Origin of the sequence: Streptomyces sp. LS1784 (assembly GCF_020103755.1) — a bacterium.
Taxonomy (GTDB): domain Bacteria; phylum Actinomycetota; class Actinomycetes; order Streptomycetales; family Streptomycetaceae; genus Kitasatospora.
In genome coordinates this window covers 1-11,809 of sequence record NZ_JAHSQD010000244.1, presented here as the reverse complement: position 1 = coordinate 11,809, position 11,809 = coordinate 1, and the positions used below count along the sequence as shown (strand labels likewise).

Below are 11,809 nucleotides of genomic sequence, written 5' to 3'. Positions count from 1 at the left end.
AAAGGAATCTCCAACCCCAGGAAACCTGAGGCCGGGGATGTCAACATATCTGGCGTTGACTTTTGGCACGCTGTTGAGTTCTCAAGGAACGGACGCTTCCTTCGGACCGCCTTCCAGCGAATCCTCCGGGCTTCGTTCTTTCGTGTTTCCAGCTTATCAGATGTTTTCCGCTCCGTTTCCGGGGCTTCGCTCATCCAACTCGCCGGCGTCTTCCGGGGTTTGACGCCCCGTCCGACGTTTCAAACTCTAGCCGATCTCCGCTCCGAAAAGCGAATCCGACCGCAACCCGATAAAACGCGCACGCCGAATACGCACCAGGCCGCGACGCAGATACGCGAAGCGACCCGGCCCGAACCGGGAAGTGGTGTTTCAGAGGATTGGCCACCCCGGGACCGTCCGCGCAGCTGCGTGTCCGGTGCTCCCTGTCAGGCGACTAGGAGACAGTACTCCTGCTCCGGGCCCAAGCCAAATGCCCCTGGGCCGCCGTAGGACCGGCCGGCCCAGCCGCCGGCCTGGCCTGCCCCCGGACGCCGATCAACGCGGGCGTTCATCGTTTGTCTACCGCCCTCCCCCACGATCGTCCTCACACGGCGCCCCGAGGACCTCCCGGGCGCGAACGCACGAGAGAACCACGAGGTACACGGGGACATGAAGGCAATCAACGCACTCCGACGCACGGCCGTCGTAGCGGCGACCGCCGCGCTGGCACTGACCGGGACGATGCTGGGGGCTGGCAGCGCGCAGGCCGCGTACGACCCGGGCACCCACACCATCTGGGACGACGAGCCGCTCTACCAGGGCTGGCACGTCGACTCGTCCACCACCCGGCTGATCATGCAGACCGACGGCAACCTGGTCATCTACCACCCCAACGGCGCGGTCTGGTCCACCCGCACGAACAACTGCGGATACAAGGCCGTCATGCAGAGCGACGGCAACCTCGTCGTCTACTCCGCCAACGGCGGCATCTGCTGGGCTCTCGGCACCATCGGCCACCCGCACGCCAAGCTGACGGTCAACGACAACGGCAACGTCTCCGTCTACTGGGGCGGCGACCGAGTCCCCCACGGCAACGACCCCCAGGCCGTGGTCCTGGCCTCCGACCTGTACTCCCCCAGGCCGTAGTCCCCGGCGGGGCCGCGCCGGCGGCCCGGCGCTCAGCCCCGCTCCGCGAACCACCTGACCAGGTCGGCCACCGTCCACCGCGGCCGGGCGGCGAGCCGCTCCGCCGCCGTCCGCAGCAGGACGGGCAGGTGGCCGCAGATCTCCGTCAGCTCGGACACCGCTTCCGGCTCCCGCCGGATCCGCTCCGCGCCGACGATCCGGGCCAGCAGCTCGTAGGCGTCGTGCGGCTCCAGCGGTCCCACCGCCAGCCGTACGGCGTCCTCGGGCAGCGTGCCCGGTTCCGCCCCCGCCACCACCGCGGCGCAGCCGGGCACCGACGGCAGCAGCGGTCCCGGCTCGGCCATCCCGTCGAGCAGCACCAGCACCCGGCGCCCGGCGAGCGCGGCGCGGTAGCGCGCGGACAGCTCGTCGAGGCCCACCGAGGAGTCGGTCCGGTCCCCCAACGCCCGCAGGAAGCCGGCCAGCACCGTGCCCGAGCCGCCCCCGCTCGCGTACAGCTGGCCGTCCGGGAAGGCGTCCTGGACGGCGTGCGCGACGTGCACCGCCAGCGCCGAGGCGCCGCAGCCCGCCGGGCCCGACAGCCCCAGCACCGGAGTGCCGCCCGCCCGCAGCACCCGCTCCGCCTCCCGCACCTGCGCCGCCCTCCCGACCAGGTCCGAAATGTCCGGCGGCAGCTGACACGGCCTCGGCAGCCTCGGCAGCCGCCGCAGCAGCACCGGGGCCTCCCCCCGTCGGATCTGCTCGGCCAGTTCGACCAGCGCCGGGGCTGGTTCGAGCCCGAGCTCCCCGTCCAGCCGCTCCCGCAGCGCCTCGTACCCCGCCAGCGCCTCCGCCGTACGGCCGCAGCGGTGCAGTGCCAGCAGGTGCAACCTGTGCACCTCCTCGTCCTGCGGGTGCGTGGCCGCCAGGCCGGACAGCGGCTCCAGCGCCTCGGCGTGCCGGCCGAGCGCCAGGTCCAGGCCGAGCAGCGCCTTCACCGCGGCGAAGCGCCCGGCCGCCAGTCGCTCCCGGACCCGCCCGGCGAACGTCCCGGGCACCCCCTCCAGCGCGCGGTCCCCCTCCCAGGCCCCCAGCGCCTGCGCCAGCAGCTCGCGCGCCCGTAGCGGATCCTGGTGACGCAGCGCAACGGCCTCCGCCACCGCGGCCTCGTAGCGGAAGAGGTCCACCGCCGTACGCGGCGCCTCCAACCGGTACCCGCCCGCCGCCCCGACCAGCAGCCCAGGCGCGCCGAGGGCACGTCGGAGCCGGTGGACATGCGTGCCGATCTGCCCGACCGGGTCCTTCGGCCAGCGGCTGTCGTCCTCGCCCCACAGGCTCTCGACCAGCCGGTCCGTCGACACCAGCTGCCCCGGCGGGAACAGCAGCACGGCGAGGACGGCCCGCTGCTGCGGTCGTCCGAGGTCGACCTCCCGGCCCTCGTACCGAACCCGCAGTGGCCCCAGCACGTGGAATTCGAGCCCCACCGCCCACTCCTCGAAGCCCTCGATCCGGTACACAATCTGTGACAGAGAATAGGCCGCCGGGGGTACGGGGCCCGCCGTCCGGACAGAACTGGCGAGATCCCGGCGCAGAACGACTTTCGGGGATGGGACATGGGTGACATGGGGGGATCCGGGCTGCGGTTCGGACTGCTGGGACCGCTGCGGGCCTGGTACGGGGAGCAGGAACTGGAGTTGGGCAGGCCGCAGCAGCGGGCCGTGCTCGCCGTACTGCTGGGCGCCGCCGGGCGGACGGTCGCGACCTCGGTGCTGGTCGAGGGGGTGTGGGGCGGGGCCGCGCCGGCCGATCCGCGCAAGGCCGTCCAGCTCGCCGTCTCCCGGCTGCGCACCGCGTTCCGGCCGTACGCCGGGGCCGACCCGGACCGGATGCCGCTGGTCCGGGTCGGCGACGGATACGCGTTCAGGGCGCCCGGTGCCGAGGTGGACGCCGCCGCCTGGGAGGCGCAGGTGGCCGAGGCCGGACGGCTGCGCGAGGCGGACGCACCGCCGCAGGAGGTACGGGAGGTGCTGCGGCGCGCCCACCGGCTGTGGGTCGGCGAAGCCCTGGCCGGACTGCCCGGGCCGCACGCCGAGGCCGTCCGCACCCGTCTCACCGAGCAGCGGATCTCGGCCAAGGAGACGGAACTGGAACTGGACGCCGATCTCGGCGACCGCACCGACCTCACCGCGGCGATCGCCGCCCTCGCCCTGGAGCACCCGGGCCGCCCCCGGCTCACCGCCGTCCTGATGCGCGCCCTCTACCAGGCCGGGCGCAAGGCCGAGGCGCTCGCCGTGTACGAGGACGCCCGCGCCTCGCTCCCGCCCGGCGAGAACGGCCCGGCCGACCTCCAGCTGCGCATCCTGCGCGAGGACGCCTCCCTGCTGCCCGCGAAGGCCGCCGCAGACCCGGCCGAACCCACCGCCGACGCCACCGCCGACAGCTGGCAGGCTCCCGACCAGCTCCCGTCCGGCCTGCCCGACTTCACCGGCCGCACCGAGGAGGCCGAGACCCTCGCCGACCGCCTCGCCGGCGCCGGCGGACGGGCCGTCGTGGTCTCCGCCCTGGACGGCATGGGCGGCGTCGGCAAGACCACCCTCGCCGTGCACGTCGCCCGCCGGGTCCGCGACCGCTTCCCCGACGGGCAGCTCTTCGCCGACCTGCGCGGCGCCGACCACACCCCGCCCGACCCCGGCACGGTGCTCGCCGGCTTCCTGCGGGACCTCGGCGTGGACCCGGGCGAGATCCCGCCGGACAGCGGCGAACGCAGCGCGCTGTACCGCTCGGCCCTGGCCGGGCGGCGCGTCCTGGTCGTCCTCGACAACGCCGCCACCACCGGCCACGTCGAACCGCTGCTGCCCGGCTCACCCGGCTGCGCCGTCCTCGTCACCAGCCGCCACCGGCTGACCGGCCTCGCCGGGGCCCACCAGCTGCGGCTGGACACCCTGCCGCCCGGACAGGCGCTGGAGCTGTTCACCCGGATCGTCGGCGCCGAACGCGTCGCCGCCGAACCCGGAGTCGCCGAGGAGGTCGTCCGGGCCTGCGGGCTGCTGCCGCTCGCCGTCCGCATCGTCGCCTCCCGGCTCGCCGCCGACCCCGCGCTCACCCTGGCCGCACTCGCCGAAGGACTCCGCCGCGAGCACCGGCTGGCCGAACTCAGCGACGGCGAACGGACGGTGGAAGCCAGCTTCGCCATCTCCTACCACCGCCTGGACGCCGAACTCGCCCGCGCCTTCCGGCTGCTCGCCCTGCCCGACGCCCCCGACGTCCCGCTGCCCTGCGCCGCCGTCCTGCTCGACCGCACCGAGGCCGAGACCGGCGAGCTGCTCGAAACCCTCGTCGACCTCAATCTGCTGCACTCCCCCCGCTTCGGCCGGTACGGCTTCCACGACCTCGTCCGCGCCTACGCCCGCGGCCGGCTCGCCGACGAGGACGGCACCGCCGAACGCACCGCCGCCACCGACCGGCTGCTCGACTTCTGCCTCGCCACCGCCCGCAACGCCGACCTCGTCGCCCGCAAACCCGACCCGGTCGAACTCAGCCTCCTCGACGCGTCCGTGTCCCACCCCGGCCGACCGGTGGCCGACGGCGCGGAAGCCGTGCGCTGGATGCGCGAACAGGCCGAGGTGCACGCCGCCGTCATCGCCCTGAGCTGCGCGGACCCGGCCGTGCCGCTCGATCGCGCCGCCGAACTCGCCGACCGGATGGGCTCGGTGCTCGCCGAACGCACCCAGACCACCGTCATCGCCGACCTCGCCGAACGCCTCGCCCGGGAAGCCACGGCACGCGGCGACCACGGCCCGCTCGCCCTCGCCCGCTACCTGCGCGGCTCGATGCTCTGGCACGTCAACCGCTACACCGAGTCCGAGGAGGAGATCCACCGAGCCGTCGACGTCTGCACCACCACCGGCACCGAGCGGGTCCTCGCCAAGGCCCTGCTCACCCTCGGCGGCAACGCCCGCGTCCACGGCCGCTACGCCGAGGCCGCCGAACACGCCGGCCGGGCCGCCGGGCTGTTCCGGCGCCTGGACGCGAGCCGCTCCGAGGGCAGCGCCCTCGGCGAGTTCGCGTTCAGCTGCGCCCAGACCGGCCGGATCGACGAGGCCCGGGACGCCGCCGAGCGCAGCGCCCACCTGATGAGCGGTTCGGGGCCGGTCTCCGCCGCGATCGGCCGCTACTACCTCGCCCGGGTGCTGCGGCTGTGCGGCGATCCGGAGGCGGCGCTCGCCCACGCCGTCGGCGCCCGCGAGGAGTTCGCCACGCTCCAGGTCACCGTGTTCGCGGCCGCGTCCGGAGACCTCGCCGCCCGCATCCACGCCGAGGCCGGCCGCTGGCTGCTCGCCGTCGACGCCGCCGAAGCCGTCCTCCCGCTCGCCCGGCGCACCAGCCCCGCCCTGGAGGCCGCCCTGCTGCGCACCCTCGGCACCGCGCTCACCGGCCTCGGCCGCCCGAGCCAGGCCCGGGCCTGTCTGACGGACTCCCTGGAGGTGTACGAGCGGCTGGGGCTCCAGGAGGAGTCGGCGCAGGTCAGGGAGCTTCTGGCGCAGTAGACGCGGCATCAACGGCGGTGTGGGCTACGCGCGTTGACCGGCCGTCTACCGCAGTGCAGGAACGTCTCTCTCGTCAGGCCCCGGGCCGCCGCGGTTGCGGCCCGGGGCGACACCACAGACGAGAGGCGCAACCATGCCCACGCTCCCGCAGCACGGTCAGAACTGGACGCTCAAGTCCGCCAACGGAACGGTCGCCGACGTCCGCTCCAGCCAGACCGCCGCCGGCACCGCCATCCAGTCCTGGAGCCCCAACGGCACCACCGCCCAGGGCTGGACCTTCTGGGCCAAGGAGAACGGCAGCTTCCTCCTGGAGACCCTGCTGACCACCGGCCGGCACGTCGGCGGCCAGGCCATGGTCATGGACTTCAACTACTCCATCGGCCAGGCCTGGCTGTACAACGAGCACAACCAGCCCAACCAGCACTGGTGCTTCGAGCCCCTCGACAACGACTGGGTCCGGATCCGCACCACCCGCACCAACGAGGGCATGCTCTTCCTCACCGCGGCCGCCCCCGGTTCCCCGCTCACCCTGGCCAAGCAGGACGACGCCAACCCGGCGCAGCGCTGGCAGCTCGTCCCGGCGGGCGGCGTCAGCGGCGGCGGCCAGCAGCAGCAGCAGCCTCAGCCGCAACCGCAGCCCCAGCCCGGCGGCGGCGGTGACTTCCGCACCGAGATGCTGAACGCCGTCAACGCCGAGCGCGGCCGCGTCGGAGCTCCGCCGGTGCGCCTGGACGAGCGCCTCAGCGCCGCCGCCCAGCGCCACGCCAACGACATGGCCTCGCACGACCTCACCCAGCACAACGGCACCGACGGCAGCACCCCCTGGGACCGCATCGCGGCCGCCGGCTTCTCCTCGCGGGCCTCCGCCGAGAACGTCACCCCGAGCAACAGCGTGCCGGAGGCGATGCAGATGTGGATGAACAGCCCGGGCCACCGGGTGAACATCCTCAACCCCGACTACAACTTCATCGGCATCGGCTACGCACCCCGCCAGCGCGGCAACTGGGGCCGCTACGTGCAGACCTTCGGCAAGGCCTGAGACCCCGACCGGCACCCTTCCACCAACAAGGAGTCCACACCCATGTCCTCGAACGCGGCGGACCTGATCCGCATCGCCCGAGACGAGGTCGGCTACCACGAGGGCCGCAGCGGCGGGCACTGGAACAACATCCAGAAGTTCTCCCCCGCCGTCGCCGGCCTGGAGTGGTCCCAGGGCGAGGCCTGGTGCGCCACCTTCGTCGCCTGGTGCGCCGAGCAGTCCGGCAACGCCGGCCTCTTCCCGGTGACCGCCTCCTGCGCGGAGGGCGTCGCCTGGTTCAAGGAGCGCGACCGCTTCACCGAGTACCCGGTGATCGGCGGCCAGGTCTTCTTCGGCCCCGGCGGCGGCAGCCACACCGGCATCTGCGTCGCCTACACCAGCTCCACCATCACCACCGTCGAGGGCAACACCAACGACGGGGGAAGCTCCGAGGGCGACGGCGTCTACATGAAGACCCGTGAGCGCCGCTCGGACTGGGTCCACGGCTACGGCATCCCGGACTTCACCGAGGGCGTGGTCCTCGCCGACCCGGAGTGGAAGGACCGGCCCGGGGCGCTCTACTTCGGGCAGGAGGCCTCCGCGGACGACAGCCCCAGCGGCGGCGCCCCGTCCGGTGCCGCCCCGGCGGCCGGCGGCGGCGACGGCTACGAGCCGTTTCCCGGCGCCGACTTCTTCCACGACGGCCAGAACAGCGACGTCATCACCCGGATGGGCGAGCGCCTCGTCGCCGAGGGCTGCTCCGCCTACGCCGAGGGCCCCGGGCCCGAGTGGTCCGACGCCGACCTCGAGTCCTTCCGCAACTGGCAGCACAAGCTCGGCGACTCGGGCGCGGACGCCGACGGCATACCCGGCCCCAAGCAGTGGGCCGCGCTCGCGGTCCCGCGCGGCTGACCCCTGGCCCGTCCACCACACCAGAAGGAGAAACCCCATGAGCACCATCACCCGTACCCGCAGGTTCCTCGCCTCGCTCGGGGCCGTCACTGCCGTCGCGGGGGCGGTCGTGGCCGGCGCACCGGCGGCGCAGGCGGCACCGGCCGGCGCCTGCGACTTCTCGCCGTCCGTCGGGGGGATGACGGCCGTGAACAACGGCTCCGGAGCAGGCGCGCTCGACCTGTACCACAACGCCGAGGTCAACGGTCAGCCGATCGTCGTCTGGACGGCCAACCAGTCGCCCGCGCAGACCTGGTCGTTCTGGAAGTACTGCGACGGCACCACGGCGATCTCGCACGGGCAGAGCAAGGTGATCGACCTCGACACCGGCTCGGGTGCCGTCCGCCTCTGGGACACCCCCGGCGGGCTGGACGGCCTCAACCGCCCGGCCGGCGACTGGATGCCGGCCAACCAGAAGTGGCGGCTGACCGACGAGGACCACGGCTGGTACCTGGTCCGCAGCGCGGCCACCGGGCAGTGCCTCACCTCCAACGGCGGCGGCCAGGCCACCGGGGTGGCCCCCTGCGACCCCGCCGCCCCGGCCCAGCGCTGGCTGCTGGGCTGACGAACCACCGGGCCCGGTCCGCTCGTCGACGTCGAGCGGACCGGGCCTATCCTCGTCCGCGTGCCCCTCATCAGCCTGCACGACCGCGCCGCGCTCGCCGCCCGTTTCCGCACCGATCCGGCGCTGCACCTCTTCGAGCTCGGCGACCTGGACGACACCCTCTGGCCGAACACCACCTGGTACACGGCCTCTCCCGATTCCGGCCACGGGCCGGTCGCGCTGCTCTACAGCGGCGGGGACACCCCCGTCCTGCTCGCCTTCGCCCGGTCCGCCGACGTGCCTGCGCTGGAGTCCCTGCTGCACGACCTCCGGCCCTTCCTCCCGCGCCGCTTCACGGCCGGGCTGCCGGACGGCGCCGAGCGGGCCCTCGCCCCCGACTACGCGGTCGAGCGCCGGACGCCGCTGCTGCGGATGCTCCTCACCGACGGGCTTCCGACCGAGGTCGCGCACGAGACGCAGCCGTTGACCCTCGACGACGTCGACGCCGTCCGTGCCCTGCTCACCGAGTCCTACCCCGACTCCTGGTTCGACCCCCGGATGCTCGCCGACGGCGGCTACGTCGGCGTCCGCGAGGACGGCCGCCTGGTGTCCGTCGCGGGAGTGCACGTGCACTCCCCCGCGCAGCGGGTCGCCGTACTCGGCAACGTCACCACCCACCCCGACGCCCGCGGCCGCGGGCTCGCCCGGGCCTGCGTCACCGCGCTGTGCCACCACCTGGCCGCGACCACCGACCACCTGGGCCTGAACGTCCGTACGGACAACGCCCCGGCGATCCGGCTGTACGAGCGGCTCGGCTTCACCACCGTCGCCACGTACAACGAGCTGGTGCTCGGCGCCGCGTCCTAGACGTCCACCGGACCGTCCGCTCGACGGTGCCCCGCCAGGTTCACCGGTAGCCCTCCGGGAGCGGGCCGCCGACCAGGTCGAGCACCTGCCGGGCCGCCTCTGCCCGGGCGGGGGCGGCGCCGTCTCTGCCCGGGTGATCTCAGCCCTGCGCCTCGGTCTGCGCCGCCGACGCACCGTGGATCCGCAGGAAGGCGTCCACGCCGGCCGTCGCGATCCGCTCGACTTCCTCGTCCGCCACCGGGAGTGCGCCCCAGAAGGAGCGCTCGGCGATGCCGTGGAAGGTCAGCAGCGTGAACTGCTCGGCGGCCGTCCCGGCGTCCTCGACCGCGAGCAGGCCGCGCCCGGCGAGCGCCGCGAAGTGCTGCTCGAGGTCGCGCTGGGAGGCGATCGGCCCGGCCTCCAGCCAGGCCTCCAGGACGTCCGCCGGGATGTTGGCCACCTCGGCCCGGATCGCCCGGCCGAGCGCCCCGTGCTCGCCGGCGGACAGGACGGCGCGGGCCCGCTCGACGGCGAAGTCGACCAGGTCCTGGCGCAGGTCCACCACCCGGTCGAGGTACTTCGCCATCAACTCCCGGATCCGCTCGGTCAGTTCCGCCGAGTTCTGCAGGGCCACCGACAGGAAGAGGGTCTCCTTGTCGGCGAAGTGGTTGTAGACCGTCCGCTTGGACACCCCGGCCTCGGCCGCGATCGCGTCCATGCTGGCCCGCACGTACCCCTCGCGCCCGAACACCACCGTCGCGGCCTGCGTGATCGCCTTGCGCTTCTCCGGTCGCCCCGCTCCGCCCGTCGCCGCCACGGTCCTCTCCCCTTCCGCCGGCGCATCGACCGACCCTCTCAGAAACTGCCCGGTGTAGTTTATCCGGGTCGCGGCGAACCCGAAGGTGCCGCCGGACGGACGTGCTCTATGCTGCGTACGACTTCTACACCCGTGTAGAAGGAATTGGGAAGCGCCCCCGATCACGGGCAGCCAGGCCTGCGCGGGAACCGGCCGGCCGGAACCGGCGTCCAGAACTGGCAGCGCCACGAACGGACTTTCGGACGGCATGCGGCGCAGGCGCCACCGTGGCGCGCGGAGCACGGGAACACCGGGGTGAGGGCGTGACGGGGCAACGAGGACGGTCGGCCGGCCAGAGGGCGCGCCGACGGGCGGCGGATGGACCCGCCGGACACATACGCCCCCTGCCCGGCGGGCCGGCACTGCCGGTGGCCCTCGCCGTCGGGCTGCCGCTGGCCGGCGCCGCGGTCGACGAACTCTCCGGCCCCGGCATGGGATTGGCCTTCACCGTGGCCGCCGTGCTCGGCACCGGCCTGGCGACGGCGCTGAGCAGCCGCAACGGCTGGTGGTGGGTGCTCGCCGCCTCGCCGCTGGTCGTCCTGGGCGCGACGGCCGTCGTCGAGCTGGCCGCCCACCGCGACCGGTACCAGGGCAAGGGCCTGGCCACCGGCGCCGCGAAGTGGGTGGTGCACGGCTTTCCCGTGATGGCCGAGGCCGCGGCCGCGGCCGTCGTCGTGATCGCGGTCCGGCTGGTCCGGGCGCGGAGGAGGCAGCATGGCTGAGAACCGGACCGACGACCGGGCCGAGGGCGGAGTCCCGACGCCACCGCGCCGCCGCCCCTCCTCCGCGCTCATCGCGGGCCGGGCGCTGGCCTGCAGCGTCGGCCTGGCGGTGTTCGCCGCCAGCGGGGTGGTCTGGTACGAGTACAAGCAGCTCACCGACGGGATGACCACCTCCGGAGTCATCGCCGAGACCAAGAAGGACGCGCCCAAGCACCTCGACAACTCGGTCAACCTGCTGCTGATCGGCCTGGACAGCCGCAAGAACATGGACGGCACGGACCTCCCGCCCGAGTTCGTCCAGGACGAGCTGCACGCCGGCCACAGCTCCGACATCGGCGGCTACAACACCAACTCCCTGATCCTGCTGCACATCCCGGCGAACGGCGGCAAGGTGCAGGCCGTCTCGATACCCCGCGACGACTACGTGATGACCTACGACGCCAGCGGCGCCCAGATGGGCATGGCCAAGATCAAGGAGGCCTACGGCGCGGCCAAGGAAAAAGCCGACGCCGGCCTGCGGGCCAAGGGTCTCAAGGGCGCCGACCTGGAGAAGGCCGGGCGGGACATCGGCCGCGCGGCCACCATCCGCACCGTGCAGAAGTTCCTCGACCAGCCCATCGACCACATCGCCGAGGTCAACCTGATGGGCTTCTACGACATCGCCAAGGCCCTCCAGCCGATCGAGGTCTGCCTCACCCACGACACCAAGGACCCGGCCATGGAGGGCCAGGGCTCCGGGGCCGACTTCCACAAGGGCATCAACAAGCTCAACGCCTCCCAGGCGCTCTCCTTCGTCCGCCAGCGCCACAACCTCGACGGCCCGGACGGCAACACCGGCGACTTCGCCCGCACCCACCGCCAGCAGGCCTTCATCTCCTCGGTGGTGCACAACCTCAAGCAGAAGGGCGTCATCGGCGACCTGGGCAAGATGCAGGAGCTGATGGGCGTGATGCAGAAGGACCTGGTGATCGACAACGAGTGGAACGTACTCGACTTCGCCCAGCAGGCCCCCAACCTCACCGGCGGCAACGTCGAGTTCAACACCCTCACCTTCGACGGGTTCGGCACCAGGAACGGCCAGGATGTCAACCTTGTGACCCCGGCGAAGGTCCAGAAGGTGGTCAAGCAGCTCTTCGGCTACGCCGACGCCGCGGCTCCGGCCGCCCCGACCGACCCGGCCGCCGCCTCCGCAGCGCCGGCCACCCAGGCCCCCGCCGCCCC

10 protein-coding genes are annotated in these 11,809 nt (G+C 73.3%); 8 read left to right on the top strand and 2 right to left on the bottom strand.

Translation table 11 applies throughout. The features are described from left to right. Positions 1 to 648 precede the first annotated feature (648 nt). Positions 649 to 1,125: a hypothetical protein gene (locus KS423_RS25170; protein WP_224282042.1), complete on the top strand. Its 477-nt coding sequence runs from the start codon at positions 649 to 651 to the stop codon at positions 1,123 to 1,125. A gap of 32 nt (positions 1,126 to 1,157) precedes the next feature. Here the strand turns inward: KS423_RS25170 and KS423_RS25165 are convergent, their stop codons facing one another. Next, positions 1,158 to 2,588, bottom strand: a complete 1,431-nt coding sequence (locus tag KS423_RS25165; protein WP_224282041.1) for a BTAD domain-containing putative transcriptional regulator — start codon at positions 2,586 to 2,588, stop codon at positions 1,158 to 1,160. Between the two features lie 129 nt (positions 2,589 to 2,717). Here KS423_RS25165 and KS423_RS25160 point away from each other — a divergent pair, with 129 nt between their 5' ends. The 5 genes from KS423_RS25160 to KS423_RS25140 all read left to right on the top strand — a co-directional run bounded on the left by KS423_RS25160 (position 2,718) and on the right by KS423_RS25140 (position 9,031). Next, positions 2,718 to 5,651 carry a BTAD domain-containing putative transcriptional regulator gene (locus KS423_RS25160; protein WP_224282040.1) on the top strand — a complete coding sequence of 978 codons (2,934 nt, stop codon included), beginning with the start codon at positions 2,718 to 2,720 and terminating at the stop codon, positions 5,649 to 5,651. 133 nt (positions 5,652 to 5,784) lie between these two features. After that, positions 5,785 to 6,690, top strand: coding sequence for a CAP domain-containing protein (locus KS423_RS25155; RefSeq protein ID WP_224282039.1), 906 nt, complete (start codon positions 5,785 to 5,787; stop codon positions 6,688 to 6,690). Positions 6,691 to 6,732: 42 nt separating this feature from the next. After that, positions 6,733 to 7,581, top strand: coding sequence for a peptidoglycan-binding protein (locus tag KS423_RS25150; RefSeq protein ID WP_224282038.1), 849 nt, complete (start codon positions 6,733 to 6,735; stop codon positions 7,579 to 7,581). Between the two features lie 37 nt (positions 7,582 to 7,618). Continuing rightward, positions 7,619 to 8,185, top strand: a complete 567-nt coding sequence (locus KS423_RS25145) for an RICIN domain-containing protein (RefSeq protein ID WP_224282037.1) — start codon at positions 7,619 to 7,621, stop codon at positions 8,183 to 8,185. 60 nt (positions 8,186 to 8,245) lie between these two features. Then, complete coding sequence (locus KS423_RS25140; RefSeq protein WP_224282036.1) at positions 8,246 to 9,031, top strand: GNAT family N-acetyltransferase; 786 nt, start codon at positions 8,246 to 8,248, stop codon at positions 9,029 to 9,031. Between the two features lie 139 nt (positions 9,032 to 9,170). Here KS423_RS25140 and KS423_RS25135 read toward each other — a convergent pair whose 3' ends face one another. Further along, positions 9,171 to 9,827, bottom strand: coding sequence for a TetR/AcrR family transcriptional regulator (locus KS423_RS25135; protein ID WP_224282035.1), 657 nt, complete (start codon positions 9,825 to 9,827; stop codon positions 9,171 to 9,173). 407 nt (positions 9,828 to 10,234) lie between these two features. Here KS423_RS25135 and KS423_RS25130 point away from each other — a divergent pair, with 407 nt between their 5' ends. Together KS423_RS25130 and KS423_RS25125 are read left to right on the top strand one after the other, a co-directional pair. After that, a complete protein-coding gene (locus KS423_RS25130) occupies positions 10,235 to 10,588 on the top strand; it encodes a DUF6542 domain-containing protein (RefSeq protein ID WP_224282034.1) in 354 nt (117 codons plus the stop codon). Further along, positions 10,581 to 11,809 (top strand): LCP family protein (locus KS423_RS25125; RefSeq protein WP_224282033.1); only part of this gene is annotated, 1,229 nt, incomplete at its 3' end. The genes KS423_RS25130 and KS423_RS25125, both read left to right, overlap by 8 nt.

Coding starts and splice junctions, on each gene's coding strand:
- KS423_RS25170 (WP_224282042.1), top strand. CDS start 649: ATGAAGGCAATCAACGCACTCCGACGCACGGCCGTCGTAGCGGCGACC.
- KS423_RS25160 (WP_224282040.1), top strand. CDS start 2,718: ATGGGTGACATGGGGGGATCCGGGCTGCGGTTCGGACTGCTGGGACCG.
- KS423_RS25155 (WP_224282039.1), top strand. CDS start 5,785: ATGCCCACGCTCCCGCAGCACGGTCAGAACTGGACGCTCAAGTCCGCC.
- KS423_RS25150 (WP_224282038.1), top strand. CDS start 6,733: ATGTCCTCGAACGCGGCGGACCTGATCCGCATCGCCCGAGACGAGGTC.
- KS423_RS25145 (WP_224282037.1), top strand. CDS start 7,619: ATGAGCACCATCACCCGTACCCGCAGGTTCCTCGCCTCGCTCGGGGCC.